The organism is Enterobacter cloacae complex sp. SHL009, assembly GCF_049237205.1.
GTDB classification, from domain to species: domain Bacteria; phylum Pseudomonadota; class Gammaproteobacteria; order Enterobacterales; family Enterobacteriaceae; genus Enterobacter; species Enterobacter cloacae_M.
Genome location: NZ_JBMKIW010000012.1, coordinates 1 through 23,162 on the forward strand (window position 1 = coordinate 1; position 23,162 = coordinate 23,162).

Below are 23,162 nucleotides of genomic sequence, written 5' to 3' on the forward strand. Positions count from 1 at the left end.
AGCTACACCGATGCATCCAGTGCCAGCACGCTGAACCAGGCCAACAGCTACACCGACGCATCAAGTGCCAGCACGCTGAACCAGGCTAACACCTACACCGACGCATCAAGTGCCAGCACGCTGAACCAGGCTAACACCTACACCGACGCATCCAGTGTCAGCACGCTGAACCAGGCTAACAGCTACACCGATGCATCCAGTGCCAGCACGCTGAACCAGGCCAACAGCTACACCGACGCATCAAGTGCCAGCACGCTGAACCAGGCTAACAGCTACACCGATGCATCCAGTGCCAGCACGCTGAACCAGGCCAACAGCTACACCGACGCATCAAGTGCCAGCACGCTGAACCAGGCTAACACCTACACCGACGCATCCAGTGTCAGCACGCTGAACCAGGCCAACAGCTACACCGACGCATCAAGTGCCAGCACGCTGAACCAGGCTAACAGCTACACCGACACGGCCACCGCTGCTGCGGTCGATAAGTCGAAAGACTATACCGACACGGCCACCGCCGCAGCGGTCGATAAGTCGAAGGACTACACCGACACGGCCACTGCCGCAGCGGTCGATAAGTCGAAGGACTACACCGACACAGCTACCGCCGCAGCGGTCGATAAATCGAAGGATTACACGGATCACCGCGTTGATAACCTCACCTCAACGGCAGTTGAGCAATCCAACAGCTATACCAATGAAAAGTACGACCAGAGCATTAACTACGCGCAAAACGCAGCGAATCAGGCTGAAAGCAATGCTGCCAGCTATACCGATAATCGCGTCAATGCGTTAAGCCACTCGACTAATCAGCGATTCAAACAGCTCAATTCAAAAATTGACCGTGCAGAAAAGCGTCTCAATGCCGGTGTTGCCGGTGTTACCGCGATCGCGTCGATTCCGTATGTCGCGGAAAACTCATTTTCTTACGGTATCGGCCTGGGTAATTACCAGAACGGCAACGCGATTGCTGGCGGCGTCAATTACAAAACATCCCCGAACACCAACGTAAGACTCAATGTTTCATGGGATTCATCCAGGAACAGTGCGGTCGGCATTGGATTTGCCGGGGGCTGGTAAATGAAGCCCGGATTTATTTCTCCCCCCTGGGCGCATACGCGCGGTGATTCCGTAAGCGCCCTGAGCCTTATTAACCGCACGGAGAAAAATGCGGCCTGCGGCTGCGGGCTGCATTACGAGATCTACCACTACCGCGTCCTGGACGAGCTGCAAAACGTACTAACGAAGCTAAGCGGCGATGATGCGGCAATCTTTCTAGAGATTGCCGCATCACAGGGTTCTCGTCTGGATGCCAGCGCCATCAATGACGCGCATCAGGCGTACTGCGTAACGCTATCCGAAATAAGAAAGGAACAGGAATAATGAGACTATTTATCGCCGAAAAACCCGCCGTTGCGACCGATATTGTGAAAGCCCTCGGCGGCAACTTTACCCGCCACGACGGTTATTTTGAATCCTCCACCGACATTGTGAGCTACTGCATCGGCCACGTGCTGGAAATGGTGCCCCCGGAGACGATTAACCCGGCCTATGCCACCTGGTCGCTCGACACCCTGCCGCTGAAGCTGTACCCCGTTAAGCTTCAGCCCAAAGTGAGCGTGGCAAAACAGGCCAACACCCTGGTGAAGCTGATCCAGCGCCCGGATATCAAAATAATTGTCCACTGCGGTGACCCGGACGACGAAGGCCAGCTCCTCGTTGACGAGGTGCTGGAGTTCGCCGGTAACACGCGCCCGGTGAAGCGGGCGCTGATTAACGACAACACCGCGCCAGCGGTGAAAAAAGCCATCAATTCCCTGCGCGATAACAGCGATTTTCGTGGGATGTATCTGAAAGCCCTGATGCGCAGCGCCGGTGACGCCATTTTTGGCTTCAGCATGAGCCGCTGCTATACCCTGAAAGCCCGTGATAAAGGCTATAAGGGCACGATTTCGGTTGGCCGCGTCCAGACGCCGGTGCTGGGTATGATTGTGCGCCGGTGGCGCGACAATCAGGCACACAGCGAGGCGTTTTACTACCAGCTCGCCGGGCAGTTTGTCAGCGGCACGGACGTCGTCAGCGCCCGCTGGCAGACGTCCGAATACGCACCGGTTGACGATAAAAAGCGCCTGACGGACAAGGCCTGGGCGGAAGGGCTCGCCAGAGCACTGGCCGGAAAACCGGCCAGCGTGCTCGCGGCGGCCACTGACCGGGGAAAAACCACGGCCGCCCCGCTGCCGTTTAACCTGCTGCGCCTCCAGGTGCATATGAACCGCAGGCATAAACTGACCGCGCAGCAGACGCTCGATATCACGCAAAAGCTCAAGGACGGTAAATACATTACCTATAACCGCTCCGACTGTTCGTATCTGTCCGACGAACAGTTTAACGACGCGCCGCAGGTGGTGGCGGCCTTAAAAACGCTCGACGTTTTTAACGGCCTTGCCACCGATACGGCGCAGAAAAGCGCGGCGTTTGACAGTAAAAAAGTGACCGCCCACACCGCCATTATTCCGACGACGAACATGCCGGATTTAAGCCGCCTTACCGACAGGGAAAAGGCGGTTTATCTCGCCATCGCGCAGTTTTATCTCGCGCAGTTCGTGGCGAAAAAGCGCTATGACGAGGCGATCGCGGAGATCAAATGCGGTGACGAAATGTTTAAAGTCTCGGCGCGTAAAACCACGGACACGGGTTTTACGGCGTTCCTTAGCGATGCGGAGGAAGACGACGAGGAGGACGAAAACAGCAGCGCGTTTGAGGCCATCAGTCGTCTGCAAACCGGGGCGACATTAACCTGCCGCGAGGTGGTGATTTCCGAGAAAAAAACCAAACCGCTGCCGCTGTTTACCGAGGCAACCCTGCTCGCTGCTCTCGTTCGCGTGGCCGATTTTGTCGCCGATCCGCGCATTAAAAAACTGCTCAAGGAGAAGGATAAGGACAAGAAAGACGAACACGGCGGCATCGGCACTCCGGCGACCCGCGCGGCCATTATCGAGACGCTGAAAACCCGCGATTACATCACCGTGGAAAAGGGCAAATTCATCCCGACCGCCGCCGGGCTGGCGTTAATTGATGCCCTGCCCGATTCGGTGACGCAGCCGGATATGACCGCCGTGTGGGCTGAAAAACAGGCCGCAGTTGAAACCGGCGAAATGACCATTGAGCGGTTTATTGATGGTCTTTACGCGGAAGTATCCCGCCTGGTTAAGAGCGCCGATATTGCCATCAGCGCGGCGGAAAAACAGCCCGCTAAAACGGCGCTTAACCGCCTCGCGGTAAAATGCCCGTCGTGCGGAGCTGAGCTGGTTATGACGCCGAAAACCTGCGCCTGCACCGGCTGTCAGTTCAAAATCTGGCTGGAAGTGCGCGGCAAAAAGCTGACAGCAAAACAGGCCGAAACGTTAATCGGCAAAGGCAAAACCGGCGTTATTAAAGGTTTTAAATCGAAGAAAAACGACGATACCTATTCGATGATCGTCACCCTTAAAAATCCGCAAACCGGGGAACTCGGTTTTGAATATCCACCCCGCGATCCGCTGAAAGGATTGAACGTATCTGTACCGAAGGAGCTGAAATTATGAACCGTATCCAGGACGAATTAACCTCAGAGCGCGCGCTGAAAAAGTTTTTACGTGAAAGTGATTTCACCTTTCTGGAGAAGCTGAGCGCGCGTATTTCAGCGGCGCTTGATGAAAAGCGCGCAGAGCATATCAAGCAGGAAAATCAGCGCCGCCTGCGCGAGGAAAAGCGCAATGAACTGCTGGCGCTCATTGAATCGGAAGGTTTTTCGGCGGCTGAACTGGCGGGCAATTCAGCCGCGCCATCGTCGGCAAAAAGGAAACCGAAATACCAGTATGTTGAGCACGGCGTGCGTAAAACATGGTCAGGCGTGGGGCGTGTACCGGTCTTTATTCAGCAGGAACTGGACGCCGGAAAAACCCTCGAAAGCTTTTTAATAGGTAACTCAAATGAATAGTTTCGCAAGAATTATCATCATCGCATCTCTGGCAGCCACAACGGTTTTATATTTTTGCTTTTTAAGGTGAGCAGCAACCTGCTCAGGCGCACAGGGTGTGACGCTTTTCAGGCTGCGAAGATTTGCGAGGCCGGGGATTCAATTTTGAAAAAATTGCTAATCCCCAGAACGTGAAATCAGCGCAGTGGTGAGAGGCGAGTAAATTCAATTTCGAAGAAATTGCTAATTTGCGTCGCCGAACCCACTTTTGAGCGCTCACCCCAAGTGAGCCGAAAAAAGCCGGGGGGGGCCGAATAAATTTTGCCGCCCCAGCGAGCAAAAAGACGCGCCCACGCGTCGGTTTATTTGGGGGGCTTGCCCCCCACACCGTCGAGCCTAAGTCTCCGGCCAAAAGCCGGTAGCGTGGCGCGACCACCCCCTAAAAAGCCTAGTTTCCTTTTAATTCGCTTTGTGAGGAACAAACAAGGCGAAGAAAAAGGTCAAAACAGGCGTCTTTTAGGGGGTGGTCGCGCGTAGCGCGCGACGGTGTGGCCTCTTTTGACTTTGGGGGTTTTGGCCGGGCGTTCAGCCAGGACATTACCCCCATGTGACATGCAGTAAGGGCGTCCAGCCCGCGCGGAATGCCGCACGCCGTTAGATCGCGGGAGTATACCTCCTGCGATAATGACCGCATCGCGGTCATTGCCCCTTCCCTTCTATCTCGGCACACACTCCCGGCACATACGATGTGACGGGAGTGTGTGCCGAGGCTATGTGCCGAGAAACACGGCAGGAGAATATCGTGATATTCGACAAACTGAATCATTTGCTGTCGCCGATAGCAAATGCCGTCCTGGCTTTTATTGCTTTTTTGCAGGCGCATCAGCTGGCGTTAGCGCTGCTGTCCGGCGTCATGCTGCCTTTTATATTTTCTGCGAGACACGGCGGGCAGGAAAAGCCGACGTTTCTGCAAAGGATCTTAATCCTGCTTTCCATGATCTGTTTTGTTTTCGGCACGATAGCGCCGGTGGCCGTCTGGTTTTTACAGCGCATTTATGGCCGGGAAGATATCGCCAGCCCGCCGCTGCTGGCCTGGACAATGGCGCTGCTGTTTACCGTCGCTGGGTTTATTCTGCACGTGATTTTACGGCGTCTGATCTCGCCTGAATTTGACAAGGTCAAACGCGGCATGGTGAAAAAAACCAGCATGGAGCGCGACCGCAGAACCGACGTTCGCCGGGTAAAAGAGATTTTACCCGTCTCCACCGAATACGATCCGATGGATTACATCGATCTGAATAAGGGTGTTTTTATCGGGCTGAGCCGCGAGGGCGAGCCGCAGTATATTCCGTTAAAAGAATGGCAGACCCAGCACGCCGACATTATCGGCACCACCGGTGCCGGTAAAGGCGTCGTGACCGGTATTCTGCTTTATCAGAGCATCCTCGCCGACGAGGGCGTTTTTGTGCTCGACCCCAAAAACGACGAGTGGGCACCGCACCTGTATAAAAAGGCTTGCGCGGACGCCGGAAAACCCTTCGTGCTTATCGACCTGAACAAGCGCGAATACCAGATGAACCTTATCGACGGCATCAGCGCCGACCATCTGGAAGAGTTATTCGTGGCCGGGTTCAGCCTGGCGGAAAAAGGCGAGGCGGCGGATTTTTACCGCATCGATGACCGCAGGGCGGCCAGAACGGCGGCGCAGTTCGTCAACGAAAATACGGGCGCGACCATCCGGGATATTTATAACGGCGACTACGTGCAGGGCATCGGCGAAACCATTAAGGCCTTTCACGGTAAAACCGAGGAGCTGGCAATGCTCAACAGCATTAATGCGCCCGGCGGTTTTTCCCTGAAAAAGATTTTCGACGAGGGCGGCTGCTGCTACATCATCGGCTCGATGCGCAACTCTAAAATCATTACCGCCCAGCGCATGACTTTAGTTCGCCTGTTCCAGCTCGCGGAGCTGCGCGACCGCGTGGCGGGCAATATCCGCCCGATAGCCATCTTTATGGACGAGGTGAAATATCACCTGTCAAAACCGGCGCTCGAAGGGTTAGGCGCGGCGCGCGACAAGGGCGTGCATATCTTAATGGCGCACCAGTCGATTGCCGACCTGCGCGACTGCCCGGCGGATTTAAACGGCGACGCGGTGGTCGGGGCGGTGGTGGAAAACTGCAAGTTTAAGCTGGTTTATAAACTTCAGGATCCTGATACCGCCGAATGGATTGCGCGCATGTCCGGCACGATTTTAGTCGATGACGAAAGCCGGAAAGTCACCACCACGGCGGTGCTGACGGAAAAGGTTGATAACGAGCGTATGCTGCGCCAGGCGGAAAGCTATTACATCGACAGCAATATGCTCCAGAATCTGCCGAAGTTTGTCAGCTATATCTTCAGCCAGAACGCGCTCGCGTTCCCGTCGTTAATCTCGCCGCTGAAGGTTAAAAAAGCCCCGCTGGAGCTGTTTTCCCTGCCGCCGGTCGCAGCTGCTACCGTGGCTGAAGTTAAACCGGTGCTGGATCTGGATTTTGATACATCAGCTCCGGCACCTGACATTTTTCCCGACAGCACCACGGCCATCAAGAAAACACCAGTACCGCCAATTCCCTCACCTCAGGTGCAGCCTGACGAGGAGTGGCTGATGGCATCACAGCCCGCCCAAAATGACGAAATACATTCGTTGCTGGATTTATAAATTTCAGGAGGCTTTATGCTCTTAATGAACAATACCGAACGACGGGAACGTAATCATGAAAAAATCCGCATTCTCCTGAATTTTTTGAAAGAAGAAACATACAGTGACTTCAAAACACTGATGATGGTATTTGGCTTTAAAAGCCATACATCATTAGTAAGATTGCTTGGAAAAGTAGAAAAAATGGGGCTGATTCAGAAATACGTGCATGAGTCCCGCGCCTCCAGAATATCCCTGTGGGGCATTACCGCCGACGGTCTGGCCGTGATCCTGACGAACGACGATAAGGTGATGCCTGCCCGCTTTGAACCCTATCGCCTGACGAGCTGGTCACTCGACCATCACCTTGATAACCAGCTCGTGCGCCTGACGCTGGAGAAAAACGGCGCAACCGAATGGATTAACGGCGATCGTTCAACGTTCCTCAGTCAGTACAGCGTTAAACACCGCCCTGACGGTCTTATCAGCCTGCCTGACGGCAGGCCGATCGCCGTTGAAACCGAACGCCGTATCAAGACAAAGGCGCGCTATCAGTCAATCATGGCGAGCCACCTGCTGGCTATCAGCGATAAAAAATGGCGGTACGCGTTTTACGTCACCCCGGACGAGGCGAAAAAGCGTGCCCTGAAGATTATTTTCGACAGCATTCCCAGCGTGATCGTGAAAAACCAGCATGTGCCTCTGGAGGCGAAACACCGCGATGTCTTTCGCTTTTATACCCTCGACGAACTGAAAACACTGGAGCTGGACAACTATGCGTAAAACCGCCCTTCTGGTGCTGGCCGCCGCCCTCTGTGTTCCCGCGTTCGCCACTGCCGCGCCCGTCCTGACGCCGGGGTTTTCGCCGTCTGACGGGAGCCCTGCCCTTGAGGTCGTGCTCGGCGCCATAAAGAACGCCAGGCAGCGCATTGACGTCGCGGCCTACAGCTTCACCAGTAAGCCGGTAGCGACGGCGCTCGCCGGTGCTAACCGGCGCGGCGTGGCCGTGCGCGTGGTGGCCGACGAAAAGGCCAACAGCGACCGCTACACCGCCGTCACGTATCTGATAAACCAGGGTGTGCCGGTACACCTTAACGGCCGTTACGCCATCATGCACAACAAGTTTATGGTGATCGACGGCAAAAGTGTCCAGACCGGGTCGTTTAACTACACGGCCAGCGCCGTTTCGCGCAATGCGGAAAACGTGCTGCTGATCGAGGACGCGCCGCAGCTGGCGGAGGCGTACCAGCGAGAATTTAACCGCCTGTGGAATGAGGGCACCCCGCTGAATGCCCGGTACTGAATCAGCCCCGTCTGCGGACGGGGCTTTTTTTTTTACTCCACTTCCAGCCAGGCTTTACGCCCTTCAAGATGCAGCGCTTTCAGCATGGCGATCACGTCTTCAGCCGAGCGCCCGCCATAGTTAAGTCGGGTCTGCTCCCCTTCAAAATCCACCACGATAATGGTGTCCAGCGTTACCGACAGCAGCTCGCGCAGCTCCCGTAACGTCTGCCCTGTACTACGTGAATGCATGCACTGCGTGATACGGTTGGCCGCCTCCTGGCACAGTCCTTCAACGGCTTCGCGGTACGCCAGACGCTGGCAGAGGTTGCCCTCGATGTCGCGGATAAGTTTAGCCACCGCCGTTTTGACGGTTTTGATTTCAGGACATTTCGTTTTTGGGGAGCCTGACTGCTCCAGTGGGGATACGCTGGTCGCCTGTGCAGCTTTAGGGGCGGTTGTCTGGTTGTGCAGGTTCATCGTCATGGCTGTTTCTCCGTCAGTGTGAATTTCGTCTTCGTGTCGCCTGACGGTTCGGCCTCCCCGGAGTCGTTCTGCTCAGCAGGGGCGCGCAGCGTGCCATTTACCCTTGCTGACCAGGTTGTGACGGGGGACGATTACCGGAAGCTGATACGCAGGAGAAAGGCATCACAGGAGAAAATGACGATGTGCACACCCGGACTTACCGCCACTTTAGCTGTGGCGGCGAAAGCCGTTACGTCATTTTTTACGAAAGACATCGCGCCGTTACGTATCCCGGACACGTAACGGCTGCTGCCTGAAAAGGGTTCATTTTTTTTTGAATCTGTCCGGTTTAATTTCCCGTGCCGGCCTCAGCTGCAGGACGTTCTGCAGCTGAGGCCGGCGGCGTTTGCGACTCGTTAAAAACAGCGACTTATATAATCCCTTCCCTGCTTTTCTTTCCTTCAAAAATACTGAAGCCCTGCCGTGCAGGGCTTCAGCTGTCAGCAGTCCATTAGCCAGCGGTGCGCCTTAGACGCCGCTGCCGCCGCTTTAAAGATGTAGCGCTTGTCTCCCTTCAGAGCTTTCAGCCAGGACGCTATATAGCTCTCATGCTGCACCTCACCCGTAATCCCCAAATCTGCCATCAGAAACGCGCTGCCCAGCTCGGCGATCAGCTCCTCAAACGCATACGCCTCAGAGCCAAACTTATTGCCTTTTTCTCGATTGAGGCGGGACGCTGCCCCCGTCCAGTGAACCAGCTCATGCAGGCCGGTCGCTTAGAAGTTCGCCACGTCTGCAAAGCGAAACCGCTCCGGCAGGACGACTTCATCAGTGGCCGGACGATAAAACGCCTTTACGCCCTGCTCGGTGATTTTTGCCCCACTCCGAGTCATCAGGGCTTCCGCCTGCGGCAGCGGGTCAAATTCCGACACCGGCCGCGGCACGCTCTCGATGGCCAGCCCGTCGATTTGCTCCACGTTAAACACGGTAAAGGCTTTCAGCATCGGGATTTTTTCGATTTCCCCGTCCTCGTCCTCTTTCTCCAGCGTCTTGTAAAAAATGGCCGTCGTGCCCTGCTCACCCTTGCGCACCTGGCCGCCCAGATCCTGCGCCTGCTTGTAGGTCAGCCAGCGCGCGTCCTGAAAACCCTGTTTTGCCGCACTGCACCACAGCAGCATGATATTAATTCCGCTGTAGGCCGTGCCGGTGCTGAAGTTAGCCGGTAATTCCGCCGCTGCGCCGTTGCGAACCCACGGACACACCCACGGCTTAACACCGCTTTCAAGAGCTTCAATGATGCTGTCCGTCACGGTCTGGTACAGGTCTGTTTTGATCGCGCCCGAATGGGCTTTGCTTTTGCCCCTGGAAAATTTCGTTTTTGAGGAGCCTGACTGCTCCAGCGGGGATACGCTGGTCGCCTGTGCAGCTTTAGGGGCGGTTGTCTGGTTGTGCAGGTTCATCGTCATGGCTGTTTCTCCGTCAGTGTGAATTTCGTCTTCGTATCGCCTGACGGTTCGGCCTGCCCGGAGTCGTTCTGGTCAGCAGGGGCGCGCAGCGTGCCATTCACCCTTGCTGACCAGGTTGTGACGGGGGACGATTACCGGAAGCTGATGCGCAGGAGAAAGGCTTCACAGGAGAGAATGACGATGTGCACACCCGGACTTACCGCCCCTTTAGCTGCACGGGTGAAACTGCCCTTCAGCGTCAGGGAGTACGGGTAAAAAAGCACTGACGACATCAGTGCTGCCTTTGTACGCGTGGTGTTACACTACCGCTGCCGGTCAGTACGCCCTTCCTGAAACCGGGGGCGGTTTGTTTTCGGGGACGTTCTGACCGGCACTCCCCCATCACTTGCAGTAGTTTCACCGTCCTTTATGCCGTATATATACACAGCATAAGGAGGTGAATCTGATGCCACGACGCTATGAAATTGACGCTGCCTAGCGTGCGGCCATCAACCGCGGACAGGATGGCCGTCAGACCGTCACAACCGCTGCCTTTGTCCAAGACCTGCACAAGTTCAACTGGCACTGGACGCCCCGCCGGGCGAACCAGTGGATAGAAACGTATGTGTCGGTCTACATATCTTTTAAGTACATTTTTTCTTTTGGCTTTGCACCTTCCTCAGTATCACAAGTTATTTTCAGAAAAGTGTTTCGCAAAGAGAAACGCGTGCTATAATGTTTCCTGTCGAGAAACAGGGAATCAATAATGATAAAAAGTTTCAAGCACAAAGGGCTACAAAAGCTCTTTGAGAACGACGATCCGAGCGGAGTACAGGCAAAGGATGTTGAGAGAATAAAAATCCGGCTCCTGATGTTAGACGAAGCGACGACAACAGAAGATTTCCGCGCCTATCCAGGGTTCAAATTTCACCCACTGAAAGGCGATAAGAAGAATCTTTATGCGATCACCGTTCGGGCGAACTGGCGAATCACCTTTGAGTTTATCGATGGTGATGCCTACATACTGAATCTGGAGGACTACCACTAATGACGATGTTCAACCCCCCACACCCAGGGGGATTGATTACCGAATACCTGGAGGATAACGAAATCAGCTTACGCGCCCTTGCCCGTAACCTCGACGTTTCCCCTTCTGCGCTGAGTAAAGTCTCGGCTGGTAAAGCGGCGATCAGTCCTGAAATGGCACTGAAACTTGAGGCCGGTTTAGGCATTGCAGCTCGACTCTGGCTGGCAATGCAAGCGACCTATGACCTTAGCCGCGCCCGTAAGGAGATCGACCTCTCCCATGTGGTGCCGGTTACAGTCAAAAGTGACGTAGCCGTACACTAATATAAGCCCTTATTAGAGCTTCATCACTGCTCATAGAGGAAGCTCCGCTAAAGCGGGGCTTTTTTATTTACGCAAAAGATTGGTTCATTGCTGAGGCTTTGGATTTTGGCTGGTCGAATGCTTTAGAAACCGGCGATGATCTTGGAATTTTGCTTCACTTAAATGTGAGCGTTCCTCAGTTCGCACCGCAGGGTCAGCTCCCACCAGGTATGTAAGATTGCGTCAAATATTCGAAGCCGCAGCAGCAGTTTTTTTGTAAAAAAACGCTCTATCTAACATATTGTACGTTGCGAGAACCTGTGGTTTTTCCCAGATAAATGCATTTCACCCGTTTGAGAAAGTCGATATCCATAGCGCTGGCAGTCTCTGCAACGGTGTAGTTATGGCCAGGGCTACTTAAACGGATTCGCGTTTAAATGATGCATTGAAACTTCTTCTTTTCATTGAGGCTACTGTCATGTCCAGAGATGAGCATATTACCTTTGTTAAAGTGGCCAAATTCTGTGGATCACTAAAGTTAGGCGCCAAAAAATTCTCGATGCCGATACGTCCCTCCCCTTCTCCGCGATTCTTAAAATGCTCAGATGACTAAGCAGAGGCCCCTCAAGAAAGTGCCAATTGCGGTAACGGCAACATTCCTCATTACGGAGAAATGTGCGTACCCGATCAACAGGACATTGCAACGGGAAAATGAATGAAGGTGTGCGATAGCTCATTATTGAATCAGATATCGAGAAACTAGATGTTGCTTATAAACTCAAATCATCTCGTACTCACAGGCTCCTTTGCTTACGTGATTTCATGATTCCATAATCATATAATCTCACACTCATTTAATCACAGAATCATTTGCTGCAGCCTACACTTCGTAACGGACACAAGCTTGTTTGCCAATTACACTGATCGACCATAATAAACAAGTATGTTGGGTATTCACATGAGTGTTTTAGTCGACCGCGCAAGGCATAACGTCAGTAGGGTCTCGATTCGGTAATAAAAAGCATCGTTTCTGTGATGCGAGCAATCTCTGAAATGTATTGCCTTAAAGAATAGTGACGAGCTCACATAATCATATGATTATGTGAGCATATCAGCAATACCTTCTGATGCACTGACAGATGTAATGCTGTAAGTCACAGAATTAGTCATAACCAGGCCGGATGTATTGAGGATAGCCGCCCATAGCTTTAACTAAACCACAGAGCATGGTATCACCAACTCAGACTCCCCCTTGACCACTTATTTAGAACCATGCCCTTGTGGCATAGCAACTCAACGTTATGCAAAGTTGCCGTAGTTGTGCTCAGGTAATTTATTCCCAAACACTAAGATTGGCTTTTAACCACGGGATAACCTACGCAACCTGTAGCGGCAGAAAGCTACCGTGACCAGAGCAAATCAAATCTTTTGATGCTATCGCATCCGAACGGCTTCCTACATATTCCCGCCATCTCATAGAGTAAGTGATTTACAACATAATCACTTTTACGCCGCAGATATGCCGCGTGAAGTGGGTTCAAGAAAGAATCAATCCGCAAATATGACGCAAGAACAGATGTACAGCACTGGTAATGTTTGCTAAATTACAAATCATACTCAAAATTTCCGCACATATGACGCAAGTGTGCGTATGTAAAATTTTCGGGAGTGAAACGATGAAGATTTTTATGGATGATGGCTCTACCAACATCAAAATGCTTTGGACTGATTCTGACGGTACCGAACGCCGACACATTAGCCCTAATAGTTTCAAACGAGGCTGGTCTGCAAGTTTCGGTTCAGGGAAGGTTTATAACTACGTTCTTGATGGTGAGAAATACTCTTATGACTTGGTTAGCCCTTCAGCTCTTGAAACGAACAATGTCTCCTGGCAGTACAGTCCTTTAAACGTTATTGCTGTGCATCATGCGCTTCATACCAGTGGCATTGCTCCTCAGCCAGTTGAAATCGTAGTGACTCTGCCACTAGCAGAATTTTTCGATACAGATGCGCAACCGAATATGGATAACATCAACCGCAAAAAAGAAAGCCTGATGCGCGCGGTTGAGCTTAATAAGCAAGCAGGTTTTATAATAGAAAAAGTAACGGTTCGCCCTGAGTCTATCCCAGCAGGTGTTGGTCTGGCCGACGAACTAAGCACATCTCATTCTATGCTTATCATCGACCTTGGCGGCACGACCCTGGATGTGTCATTGGTTGTGGGCAAAATGACGGGAATCTCTCGTGTCTATGGTAACTCGGAACTGGGTGTGTCACTGGTAACATCAGCCGTTAAACAGGCTTTGGCTAGCGCAGAGACAAAAACATCCAGCTTTAACGTCGATAATCTGATCATTAATCGTCATGATGATGCTTATCTATCCGATAATATCAACGAGATTGAAGCTCTCGATGATGTCAAAAAGGCCATGACTCAAGCCATCTCTCGCCTGCAGCGCCGCGTCCTTGACGTTGTAGCAGACTTTGATGGCTATACACATATTATGGTCATTGGCGGCGGAGCACCGCTAATTGCGGACGCAATTCGCGATAACACTTCTATCCGGCAGGATCGCTTCTTTGTTTCGAACGACCCGCAGTTTGACTTGGTCACCGGGCTGAAGGCTATAGGATAAGAAATGAGGGGCTAAAAGCCCCCTTTTTTAGAGGAGGTCAACTTGACGGATAAAACTGAGCGTAAGGCTCCTGGACGTAAAAACACGTCTGCAGCAGAAGTACGTAAAGACATTCGTTTCTACCTTCGCCCGACAAAAGCTGTTAATGAGCAATACGCCGCTGACAAACTCAGCGAGTTGCCGGGTGAAACCCAAGATCACATGCGACAGTTTTCTCTTGCAGGTCTGGCGCTCGCTGAAGTCGATAGCCGACTGCCAGCAGTTTTGGCTTCAATGCTCAAGCCGGGAGTAACTGGTACAGAGATTGAAGCGGTTCTTAGAGCTTTCCTCAGCATGGACCTATCGCTACAGCCACAAGTAGTAAAATCCGAAGAGTCTTCCAAAACGATCGGCTCTGCCAGGAACCTACGCAACTTGCTCCCAGACTAACCTCCAGCAGCTCGTCCAAGGGATGCCCCCTATGAGTAAAAGATTATATGATTACAAAATCATATAATCTTTTTATTCCATGCACACATGATTCCATGTTGCTTTACTCATGCTCGCCGATTAATATTCACACATACAGTGTGATTATGTATGCAAACACTCAAATGATTACATAATCATATAGTCAAACAATCATGTGAGGGTGTATGGCTAAGATTATCGCGATTCTGAATGGGAAGGGCGGTGTAGGTAAAACGACGTCGACTATCAACATCGCTACGGCTATCCAGCGCAAAGGGTTCTCTGTTGCCGTCGTAGATACTGATCCCCAGGGGAGCATCAGTAACTGGTTCGATGAAGAGAAGTGTGCATTTGACCTGACCGAAGCGGCCAGTGAGAAAGAGGTCTACCAGGTACGCAAATCCTTAAAATCATATGATTATGTAATCATTGACGGTGCAGCCGCTATCTCCGCCATTTCTTCTGCAGCGGTAATGGTTTCCGATTTGGTCGTTATCCCTGTGACCCCATCGCCACTGGACTTTGCTGCATGCGGTGCAATTCTGGCAGTTATTGAGGCTCGTCAGGACTTACAACCGGTGGAAGCTCGCTTCCTCATCACCAAGAAAATTCCGCACAGCAAAATGCTTGCTGTCCTGAAAGACTCGATCGAAGACACTGGCGTACCGGCCTTCAGAACGTCTATCTCTCAGCGTCAGGCTTACGTAAAAGTTATGCTCGATGGCAGTACCGTATTCGATACGGATGACGGCGCAGCAAAAGGTGAGATTGATGTACTGACGAACGAAATTCTGGAGATTACTGCATGAGCAAGCCCGCTATGAAAATGAAACTTGGCCAGAACCGTGCCACGCCAGCCGCCGTTGACGCCGTAATGAAGCCGTCAGTCATCACTAAACGACTGCAGATGAACATCCCTGAAGATCTCCATAAGGAGTTCAAGAAGGCTTGCGTCGATGATGACGTTGAAATGACGGACGTTGTCACTCAACTGGTAAGGGACTGGCTGAAGGGTAGGGCATAAACAAATGCTCATGTGAGCACATGAGCACATGAGCACATGAGTATTTAATAATAGAATTCTAAGATGTTATGACGTTTAAATAACGGACGTCGTAACTAAGTTGGTAAGGAACTGGCTGAAAGGCAGGGCATAAAACATCATCTCATAAACACATAATCTCATAAACACATAATCATATGATTATTAGATTATAGAATTCCTGAATCTTATGCTGTTAAGATAAAACAAAAGCCCCGACTAGCGGGGCTTCTGTTTATTCGTCTTGGGCTTCGAATAATTCTTCTATCGATTTGGTTGGATAGAAGAGGGCGTTACTATTTTCGCGCTTGAGCAGGATGAAGCCAAGGCCAAGGTAGAATTTTTTGGCGTCGTCGCTGAGAGCTTCAACAAACATTCCATGTATTCCTACTGCCTGGGATGCGTGATACACAACCTTCATGGCATGTGTTACAAGTGTTTCTCCATACCCTTGACGTTGAATGCTACTGTCAATTGCCAAACGCGCCAGCGTTACACTGGGAACGTTTTTATAGGGCACACGTTTTTGCTGAGTCTTGCTCGGGAAATACTCTTTTTCGAAGCAGCTCCCAGACAATGTGTAGTACCCCAAAACCCGAGGTTTTTCCTCTCTCGTGACGAGCACATAACCACGCAAAAACTTACCAATGTGTTGGCGTTTCAGATGGTCTGTGAGAAAAGTATTAAGATACTCTTCACCGCAATCGAAGTTGCTTACATCATACTCAACTTCCTCAGAAAAAATTTCTACCTTTAAACCTCGCATGTTATCACTCTAAATTCTGGAGACGCTTAGCAGCTTTTTTCAGTCGGTCGTTCGGTGCTGGCGGGTTACTGATCGCTTCCATAACCGCGTTCCATGACTCCTCGTTGAGGGTCAGGCGGCGGTGCTGGTTAATAATTACCGCTGCACGTTCAGAGGCAGTGCTAACCATGAACTGTGAAATTGACTGGTTAGTCATTGCCGCGGCTTCTTCGATCATGCTCTTATCGTCTTCATTTAATCTAAGATCGATGCGCTGTTTCTTCAGTGCTGACATGGTCATTCTCCTCGAACACCCGTGATGTAAAAAGGGCGGTCAACTCCTTTTTACGTGCGAGCCGATTGCTCTTAAATTTGTCTAGGCTTATCACCTGTAAATTGCCAGAAATCAAGATATGTACGGCATTTTACCGTACATAGATAATAAGGGCGGTAAATGAAACTATCAACTACAAGTTGTATTCAAAGGCAGCTATCGTACGAAATGTTGTAGTTGCTGTGACCAGCTCCCCGTTGAAGTAAATCCCCAAAAAACCTCATTAGAACCTAAATGAACTGGAGATTTAATGGGATGTGTGATTTACGAAGGTGCTCGCAAGTTTTTTCGGAGTTGAAGTGTGTTTGTAAAGCGGTTGTGTTTGTAATCCGGATCACAGAGAGGCATGGAGCAGAAGTGTGTTTATAAATCGGATCGTGTTTATAAAGCGGATCGATAAACACAAACGTTGAGCGTGCTTATAAACCGGATTTTCAGACAGCAGGGGAGAGCTAAAGGGATGGATATCACTGCATTCGTGTTTATAAAGCGGATGACAGGGCTATTTGAAGGGCTTAAAAATCCTCCGTACTACGCCAAAACGTGACTTCATCCGCCTTATAAACACATGTTTGGGTTACTCGTCTTCGTCCTGGTTTTTCTTATCCGCTTTATAACCACCTGGCACTGTCTTGATATCCGGGCGTGGCGTCCGGCTAGCTATGAGTAAGTGCCATTCACCGTCACGCTTCACAACATCACCATCAAGGTAGCCAACAGCTTTCAACTCATCTATCGCCTTGTTAATAACCCGGTTCTGCTGGTTATTAGGTGAAGTAAGCATCAGACGCCGCTTTATACGAGCAAACGAAAGAGGAATCGGCTTCTCGGGCAAACTTTCCAGGAACGTATAAAGAGCCTGTGCAGTACCTTTGTTGGCCAACTGCCGGAGTATAAACATCTGAATAAGAACCTGCCGATCAAACTGGTAGAGCTCCCAAAGCGACTCATCCGCAATGAGTACCATCGTGTCTTTTACTTCATCCCACTTACCACGGCTTAACAAACCGGACACGACACCTTGTTTATCACTCTCGGACGATAAGCGGATCGTCGTCCCACGCAAGCGGGCCAGAGAGTCCGCCAGACGCGTTCTAAGGCTTTTATCCTTGTCCTTGGGGAGATAACCGCAAAAGGTCGCGAACTCGCTAAATGGGAGCTCTACAGTGTTTCCATTGAGGCCATATTTAGAGAACGCGAGGATGATCCCAACCCAAACCTTAAAATCAGTCTCCATAGACAGACGTGGGCCACTGATCCGAATGTCGGTATAACCTTCAGCCCGGGCCAGCTCCAGGCTTTGAAGTTCTTTGCTGGCATCAATGTTGATATTACCCGTATCCTTACCCTTGCGTTTCAAAGAGGGTAAGAACAGCCCGAGGCGCATCAAAGCAACTGGTTGGACGGTAGCGTTTTTAGTGGGGATGAGTTTCTTATTTTCCCCAATGACCTCTAACACAGTTTCGAGAGAAAGTTCCTGTTCTTTCTTAGACATAGAGCGTATATCCACAGGTGCGAGCGGCTACGATCTTGTTTCAGCCACGGATCCGGTTTGTAAACACAGTAAAACCGATTTATAAACACGTTCACCCGCTTTGTAAACACATTAATCCGGTTTACAAACATATTTATCCGCTTTATAAACACGTTTATCCGGATTACAAACACGTAAAATAGCTCTCAGACCAGAGCTGGCGCAGCTCTCAGCGTACCGGGATCTATTTGGTACTATTAGGATCAATTAAGGATCTTTAAGGGATCTGATTATTGGATCTACATTGTGGATAATGTGAATAACTACAACGTAACCATAGGAAACATCTAAGAATGTTCTGCATACCTAACCGATCTCCCTCATCACGCCAACTGACTAACAGTGATCTCTTCATTAAACGAAACTAAATGAAGGTGGTTTCACTTAGAAAATTACATGCAATACCATCACTCTTATCCTCGACGCTATCAGCAAAACCCCGTCTCGATATCAGAGCATTTCAACGAGTTTCCCACCTAAAGATAGGTAGATATGTGTGCTGTCTTCGGACTTATTACTGCAATCTTTAGTTTAGTTGCAGTAGTCATGTTACTTATCAACTGGGTCCTGCAACAGGAAACCTGTTCGGTAGAACGGCAAGGTTTCTAACAGTTCTTTATTATCCTCCCGAACGAAATCTCCGTACCCTAGCAAGGGTATCTATGGCATCTTTCAACCTTCCGGTGCGAGGTTCGTTGCTAAAGTCACTAATCCCCGGTAAGTCTTTATCCCTCTTGTGTTGCAGGTATGCATATTTTCGAGCCAAGCGCTCAATTACTTCACGCTGCTGGTTGCGGTACTGGTTGACCAGGTGAGTGCGTTTGTTAGCTGCGGCAGCTTTTGACGCAGCTATGGCATGCGACAGTTGCTTGTTGGTGACAACCGGCGACAGCATTTTCGACTTACCCTGAATATCTCTTTTTGTTGTTCTTGAAGATGTTCTCTTATTCTTAGCTCTGTCATTTTGACAAGGGGAGGGGTGCTCATTTTGACAGGGGGGGCACAAAGCAAAAACCTGATCTACCAGCTGCTTCAGCTTACGCATCGGTGACGAAATTTTTAGCCCTGCGCTTATCAGTTTTTCCTTCACGCGCGACACGAACGCCAGAAAGCCTGGTGTAAATCGGTACAGATTAGCCTTCCTCGCGTTTGTACGTTCATCAACAACGACGGTACTACTCAAAAGACCGCGACTAACCGCCTCACGGAAAGCTCGGAGGACCGTTGAAACGCTGTAGCCAGTTTCCTCTGCGATCGTACGGTGCGATTTGTGAATGAAATAGTCGCTGGTGCAGGCAGCAAGATTAGCGCATTGTGCCAGGATGTGCCCAGTGCTTCGCGACAAACGAGAATGCCCGACGACAAACGCCAGCTCGTAGCCGTTAAAGGCTGCTGAATTAGTAGCTCTGCTCATGTAAAACCCAATCTTCAAATCAAAAGTACTCAAGCCCCTGCCATAGGGCAGGGACATGTCTGTTACTGCGCGGAGATAACGCTACAATCGCTGCTGCAGTAGTAGTCCGGATCAGATTTGAAGACGCAGATGACTATTTTGCTGACAAGAAACCGTTCAACATAGCCGTATGCGCCCACTCCACACCAGACAAAAGGGTTTTCTGGCAGAACAAAGCGGTTATGAACCACGATGAAAAAAGCTCTGAAGAGAGTATGTCCTGAAGAGACAATATGAATACTGTTGAGATCAATCATGCGGTAGCCCCCTGCGTGAACCAGTAGTTCACTGGTGGGCGCTCAGGCGAAAAGCGGGAAGAGAAGATGCACGGTGAGTCAGGAAGCTGTGAACGGGCTTCAGATTCGGTCTGAGCAATGACCAGGTGATAACGACGTTTCTGGCAAGAGTAGAAGCGCCAGATGAATTCTGGGTGAGTTTGGGTAGTGATGGTAGCCATAATGACAGTCCCCCTTAGGCAAATTTAAGGGTCACCGCCTGAGTTTCCACGCTCAGTATGGCGGTGACGCTGATGGGGGTGGAAATACCGGCTGCCCAAGGAGGTTTTGACCGGCCCGACCAAAGTCGGCCCCACCAGCGTCACCATAGATTCAATACAGATATCGATATGGCTGTGCGTAGTGGATGACACAAAAAAAGACGCTATGGCGTCTGTGTCGCCTCAGGCAATTTATCCGGGTTTCCACGCCCGTCCGTAGGATTTACTACGACATAAAAATCATAAACGCTACAATCAGTTGGATTCAAGTAGTTTTTTTCTTCCTTCTCCGAGCTTCATACAGGTTTAATCCATAATTCAGCTCTTCACTTCATCGAGATAAACCGGCCAGCCATGTTTTTTATTATTAATTAATCCCGCCACCACTTATCTCATGACGTTCTCAGAATCCGTCCTTCATTCGCCGCTGCACAGAGAGCCAGATGAGCTCTTCCAGCCCGTCAGGGACGATCCGTTCCGGATTGGTGTATATGGCATTTGCATCCCCGGTCAGCCACCAGGAGCCGGTGGCCCGGATACGTTCGGCCACCGTCAGGCCGTCCCAGGTAACAATTAGCCAGGTGTTCACGCTCCGCTCATCCGGAGGGCGGAGCCAAAGCCGTTGATGGCCCAGTGCGGTCAACGCACGCCAGACAGTTTCAAGTGAAACCGGGACGCGCTCGCTTTCATGGAAAGATGTGTTCATGTGCAACAGTCACTCTTGGTTTTTTTTGTGACATCCATGATGATGATCGTCGTTAAATTACCCAGTAGCAATCATTACTTGTGTGATAGCAAGCCAGGATATTGCCACATCATTAAATTACCGGAAGCGCGGTTCTTGGTGATCCGACTTTTCTGCTATCTCATAGTTTCCGGAAGTGTAGCACGCAAACGGAATAAGCAAAGGGTCGCTTTGTGGTGTTTAGAGGTGGGAAGTAGGGGTGGGGAGGAACACAACATATAGAATTAATCTCAGCTGACCGAGTGGCACATATTGTGTTTTGTGGATACAGCACACCGGGGTGGTTCGGTAAGATCCGGAACTCTATAAAACAGGTATCCCCGTGGAAATTGGGGCGGCCCCCGTTGAAATAAAAGGAACAAGTTAATGCTTGATTATATGCTTGAGCAGTTCAGCAGGCTGCCTGTTGACTCCTGGTTACTCAGGAACGGCATGAAAGACTATATTGATGAACAGCTGCTCTGGTGTGAGGACAGCAATTTTTCATCAAATTTCCCTTTCCAGGAAACCGGTCTGCCTCAGGATTTTTTTCTTCAGAAAATCATTTCCTGCGACGGTAATGACTACCTCACCGGGCCAAGATACAGAGGCGGTGATTTGAAGAAGCCGTTCATTGATCTGGTCGCCAGCTCTGCTCATCTGACCCGGCGGGCAATGGCCTCAATACTGGACGTATGGCATCCCATGGGCGCACGTTCAGTCCGCGTACTCCGACCTGTGTCTGAGGATACGCGCGGTCGTGCCGATCAGTTTTTCTATGTCGGCGGCAGCATGGATGAAAAAAAAGAAGCTGTTATCAGCGGCCATACTGTCAGCATTGAGCGAGCCTGCCAGCAGTCTGTTGAGTGGTGCCTTCAGGCTCTGGAACTTGCCTATGCCGGGACGTATTCCCGCTATCCTTTCCTGAAGGATAAGGTGTTTCCTGCAGATGAAGAAGACATTCGCGATGCCATTAAGGACGGAAACCTGTTCATCATAGTTTATGAGGGGTCGCGTGCCGGTTTTATCATCTGTGATAACGCGCGCCGGGCTTTTATATCCGGACTGTGGATCACCGAGGAGATCGTTATTCCGCGCTTTCGCGGGAAGCATGTTGCGGGTTCCGCTCAACAGGCCTTACTTTCTTTTCTCAGCACGCCCCGCACACCGGCATCGCTATGGGGAACCATCGAAAGCAGTAACCTTCCTTCAATACGCGCCGCTGAGCATGCCGGGAGAAAGCGGGTGATGGAGTATGCTTTTCTGTATAGGGAAGATGTGCATGATTAAGAGCTACCGGCAGCTTACGCTGTGCCTTTTCATACTGTTGTCCACATTCGGCTTCTGCCTTTATCTGGGTTTTTTTTCCTTCTATCTGGTTAAAATAAAAACCGACCCGCTTGTTATTTCAGTGCTGATAGGTTCAACTGCGCTGTCAAGCCTGGTGTGGGGGCCTCTGGCCGGGCGGCTCATCGATCGGAGCCGTCACCGGTTCTTCTGGCTGATGACTGCGCAGGCGTGTTGTGGCTTTCTGGTTTTCGCTTTCGGAAATCAGTCGCATTTCTGGCCCGTCGTCACACCAGTACTGGTTATATCCCTTTCCCTCACCGTAAATTTTGCGACGATTATCGTTAATCAGTATCTGCTGCCTGAACTTCACAGGGATTATGAAACGAGTGTAGCCGTGGCGTCATATATCAGTGGGATCGCCGTTTTCGTCACCGGATTGGTACTAGCCGCCTTTTATGACCGCTATTCACCCTCCCTGTTTTTCAGGGTGGCCGCCGGCTGTTTCATCCTTTCGGCCCTTACACTTCTTCCCCTGATCCGCGGTAAGACCTGCGCCGGTCCGGATGAGTCTGTCCCTGAAACGGAAAAAAGAGACTTCGCCGGTATTTATCGTCAGACCTTCCGGTGTCTTAAACGCAACTGGTTTCTTGCGCTGGCTATGTGCGTGATGGCGTTTACGGAGACGTCGTTTAATACCAATTTTGACGTTATTGCGTTTTCATTAGGTACCACACCGTTTGCTGCTGTTTTTATTCTGGGAGCAATCAGCGGCGTCCTCGACAGCCTGGCATCGTGGTTTTATCCCCGCTCGGTGGGGCAAACTACGGTTAGCTTCCGGTGGCATTTTTTTCTGTGCACCTTTTTGTTTATTTTTTCGGGAGCGGCCTTACTTACTTTCTGGGACTATGACAGAAAGCCGTGGTTTCTTCCCTCTCTTGCCCTGTGCCTTGAACTCACGGGTGTATGGTGGTCAATTTTTATTGCCGGTCAGGTCAGGGCTGCCAGTCATGAAGGTGAATATGGCCAGACCATGGCTGCATTCCGTGTTCCGCGTTCAGTGGTGACATTCTTCGGGATGACCACTATAGGTACAGCGTTGCAGTCCGGTGAGATTGCCTGGGTTTTGTCTGCTGATACCGCCCTGCTTTTTCTTCTGCTTGCCCTTAATGTTCATCTGTACTTGAAAAAAAATGCTGAACGCTGCGATATGGAAAAGTCAGCTGAGCCAGTGGATTAGGGCTGAGAAGAATCCTGTACCGATAGTACCGGGCCTGTACGCTGTGCAGAGCCCTGCACAGGA

Annotated in this window: 24 protein-coding genes and 1 pseudogene; 15 read left to right on the forward strand and 10 right to left on the reverse strand. The window is 50.9% G+C overall.

Annotated elements, in window-relative coordinates:
- The 7 genes from ACOTZC_RS20770 to ACOTZC_RS20800 all read left to right on the forward strand — a co-directional run.
- The coding region (locus ACOTZC_RS20770; RefSeq protein ID WP_421635983.1) for a YadA-like family protein at positions 1–1,080 on the forward strand (1,080 nt) is incomplete at its 5' end.
- A complete protein-coding gene (locus ACOTZC_RS20775; protein ID WP_421635984.1) occupies positions 1,081–1,383 on the forward strand; it encodes a hypothetical protein in 303 nt (100 codons plus the stop codon).
- Entirely contained in the window at positions 1,383–3,584 is a 2,202-nt protein-coding gene (locus ACOTZC_RS20780) for a DNA topoisomerase (RefSeq protein WP_421635985.1), read from the forward strand. The genes ACOTZC_RS20775 and ACOTZC_RS20780 overlap by 1 nt, the downstream gene beginning before the upstream one ends.
- Positions 3,581–3,979, forward strand: a complete 399-nt coding sequence (locus ACOTZC_RS20785; RefSeq protein WP_032640107.1) for an H-NS family nucleoid-associated regulatory protein — start codon at positions 3,581–3,583, stop codon at positions 3,977–3,979. The genes ACOTZC_RS20780 and ACOTZC_RS20785 overlap by 4 nt, the downstream gene beginning before the upstream one ends.
- A gap of 781 nt (positions 3,980–4,760) precedes the next feature.
- Positions 4,761–6,659, forward strand: coding sequence for a type IV secretory system conjugative DNA transfer family protein (locus ACOTZC_RS20790; RefSeq protein ID WP_421635986.1), 1,899 nt, complete (start codon positions 4,761–4,763; stop codon positions 6,657–6,659).
- A gap of 15 nt (positions 6,660–6,674) precedes the next feature.
- On the forward strand, positions 6,675–7,421 hold the full coding sequence (mobC, locus tag ACOTZC_RS20795; protein ID WP_421635987.1) for a MobC family replication-relaxation protein: 747 nt from the start codon (positions 6,675–6,677) through the stop codon (positions 7,419–7,421).
- Positions 7,414–7,941 (forward strand): phospholipase D family protein, encoded by a 528-nt coding sequence (locus ACOTZC_RS20800; RefSeq protein ID WP_421635988.1) that lies wholly within the window; start codon positions 7,414–7,416, stop codon positions 7,939–7,941. Before mobC ends, ACOTZC_RS20800 begins: the two co-directional genes overlap by 8 nt.
- A gap of 32 nt (positions 7,942–7,973) precedes the next feature.
- Here the strand turns inward: ACOTZC_RS20800 and ACOTZC_RS20805 are convergent, their stop codons facing one another.
- From ACOTZC_RS20805 to ACOTZC_RS20815, 3 genes and pseudogenes are all read right to left on the reverse strand, one after another.
- Positions 7,974–8,405 carry a hypothetical protein gene (locus tag ACOTZC_RS20805; protein WP_421635989.1) on the reverse strand — a complete coding sequence of 144 codons (432 nt, stop codon included), beginning with the start codon at positions 8,403–8,405 and terminating at the stop codon, positions 7,974–7,976.
- A 479-nt stretch (positions 8,406–8,884) separates the two neighbouring features.
- A pseudogene (locus tag ACOTZC_RS20810) lies at positions 8,885–9,850 on the reverse strand (ArdC family protein).
- Positions 9,851–9,981: 131 nt separating this feature from the next.
- Entirely contained in the window at positions 9,982–10,122 is a 141-nt protein-coding gene (locus ACOTZC_RS20815) for a hypothetical protein (protein ID WP_348559417.1), read from the reverse strand.
- Between the two features lie 473 nt (positions 10,123–10,595).
- Between ACOTZC_RS20815 and ACOTZC_RS20820 the strand changes: the two genes are divergently transcribed.
- The 6 genes from ACOTZC_RS20820 (at position 10,596) to ACOTZC_RS20845 (ending at position 15,268) form a co-directional block, all read left to right on the forward strand.
- Positions 10,596–10,877, forward strand: a complete 282-nt coding sequence (locus ACOTZC_RS20820; protein WP_047626394.1) for a type II toxin-antitoxin system RelE/ParE family toxin — start codon at positions 10,596–10,598, stop codon at positions 10,875–10,877.
- Positions 10,877–11,179 (forward strand): HigA family addiction module antitoxin, encoded by a 303-nt coding sequence (locus ACOTZC_RS20825; RefSeq protein WP_047626395.1) that lies wholly within the window; start codon positions 10,877–10,879, stop codon positions 11,177–11,179. Before ACOTZC_RS20820 ends, ACOTZC_RS20825 begins: the two co-directional genes overlap by 1 nt.
- Before the next feature lie 1,655 nt (positions 11,180–12,834).
- Complete coding sequence (parM, locus tag ACOTZC_RS20830) at positions 12,835–13,794, forward strand: plasmid segregation protein ParM domain-containing protein (RefSeq protein WP_047626439.1); 960 nt, start codon at positions 12,835–12,837, stop codon at positions 13,792–13,794.
- 42 nt (positions 13,795–13,836) lie between these two features.
- Complete coding sequence (locus ACOTZC_RS20835; protein ID WP_049001901.1) at positions 13,837–14,223, forward strand: plasmid partitioning/stability family protein; 387 nt, start codon at positions 13,837–13,839, stop codon at positions 14,221–14,223.
- Between the two features lie 206 nt (positions 14,224–14,429).
- Entirely contained in the window at positions 14,430–15,053 is a 624-nt protein-coding gene (gene parA, locus ACOTZC_RS20840; protein ID WP_032639997.1) for a ParA family partition ATPase, read from the forward strand.
- Positions 15,054–15,064: 11 nt separating this feature from the next.
- Positions 15,065–15,268, forward strand: coding sequence for a plasmid partition protein ParG (locus ACOTZC_RS20845; RefSeq protein WP_049002001.1), 204 nt, complete (start codon positions 15,065–15,067; stop codon positions 15,266–15,268).
- 253 nt (positions 15,269–15,521) lie between these two features.
- On the opposite strand, the gene ACOTZC_RS20850 is transcribed toward ACOTZC_RS20845, so the two are convergent.
- The 7 genes from ACOTZC_RS20850 to ACOTZC_RS20880 form a co-directional block, all read right to left on the reverse strand.
- Positions 15,522–16,052, reverse strand: coding sequence for a GNAT family N-acetyltransferase (locus ACOTZC_RS20850; RefSeq protein WP_325814515.1), 531 nt, complete (start codon positions 16,050–16,052; stop codon positions 15,522–15,524).
- Positions 16,053–16,056: 4 nt separating this feature from the next.
- Positions 16,057–16,326 carry a DUF1778 domain-containing protein gene (locus tag ACOTZC_RS20855; RefSeq protein ID WP_064790902.1) on the reverse strand — a complete coding sequence of 90 codons (270 nt, stop codon included), beginning with the start codon at positions 16,324–16,326 and terminating at the stop codon, positions 16,057–16,059.
- A gap of 616 nt (positions 16,327–16,942) precedes the next feature.
- Positions 16,943–17,860 carry a RepB family plasmid replication initiator protein gene (locus ACOTZC_RS20860; RefSeq protein ID WP_050511221.1) on the reverse strand — a complete coding sequence of 306 codons (918 nt, stop codon included), beginning with the start codon at positions 17,858–17,860 and terminating at the stop codon, positions 16,943–16,945.
- A 658-nt stretch (positions 17,861–18,518) separates the two neighbouring features.
- Positions 18,519–19,370 (reverse strand): Replication protein repL, encoded by an 852-nt coding sequence (locus tag ACOTZC_RS20865; protein WP_348568882.1) that lies wholly within the window; start codon positions 19,368–19,370, stop codon positions 18,519–18,521.
- 5 nt (positions 19,371–19,375) lie between these two features.
- The gene (locus ACOTZC_RS20870) at positions 19,376–19,609 is read right to left on the reverse strand and encodes a hypothetical protein (protein ID WP_248169828.1); all 234 of its coding nucleotides are present in this window, start codon (positions 19,607–19,609) and stop codon (positions 19,376–19,378) included.
- On the reverse strand, positions 19,606–19,809 hold the full coding sequence (locus ACOTZC_RS20875) for a host cell division inhibitor Icd-like protein (protein WP_072034156.1): 204 nt from the start codon (positions 19,807–19,809) through the stop codon (positions 19,606–19,608). The genes ACOTZC_RS20870 and ACOTZC_RS20875 overlap by 4 nt, the downstream gene beginning before the upstream one ends.
- A 442-nt stretch (positions 19,810–20,251) precedes the next feature.
- Positions 20,252–20,437: a hypothetical protein gene (locus tag ACOTZC_RS20880; RefSeq protein ID WP_248169829.1), complete on the reverse strand. Its 186-nt coding sequence runs from the start codon at positions 20,435–20,437 to the stop codon at positions 20,252–20,254.
- Between the two features lie 522 nt (positions 20,438–20,959).
- On the opposite strand from ACOTZC_RS20880, the gene ACOTZC_RS20885 reads away from it, so the two are divergent.
- The gene (locus tag ACOTZC_RS20885) at positions 20,960–21,862 is read left to right on the forward strand and encodes a hypothetical protein (RefSeq protein WP_248162995.1); all 903 of its coding nucleotides are present in this window, start codon (positions 20,960–20,962) and stop codon (positions 21,860–21,862) included.
- Positions 21,855–23,099: a hypothetical protein gene (locus ACOTZC_RS20890; RefSeq protein WP_248162996.1), complete on the forward strand. Its 1,245-nt coding sequence runs from the start codon at positions 21,855–21,857 to the stop codon at positions 23,097–23,099. The genes ACOTZC_RS20885 and ACOTZC_RS20890 overlap by 8 nt, the downstream gene beginning before the upstream one ends.
- The last annotated feature ends 63 nt before the right edge of the window (positions 23,100–23,162 follow it).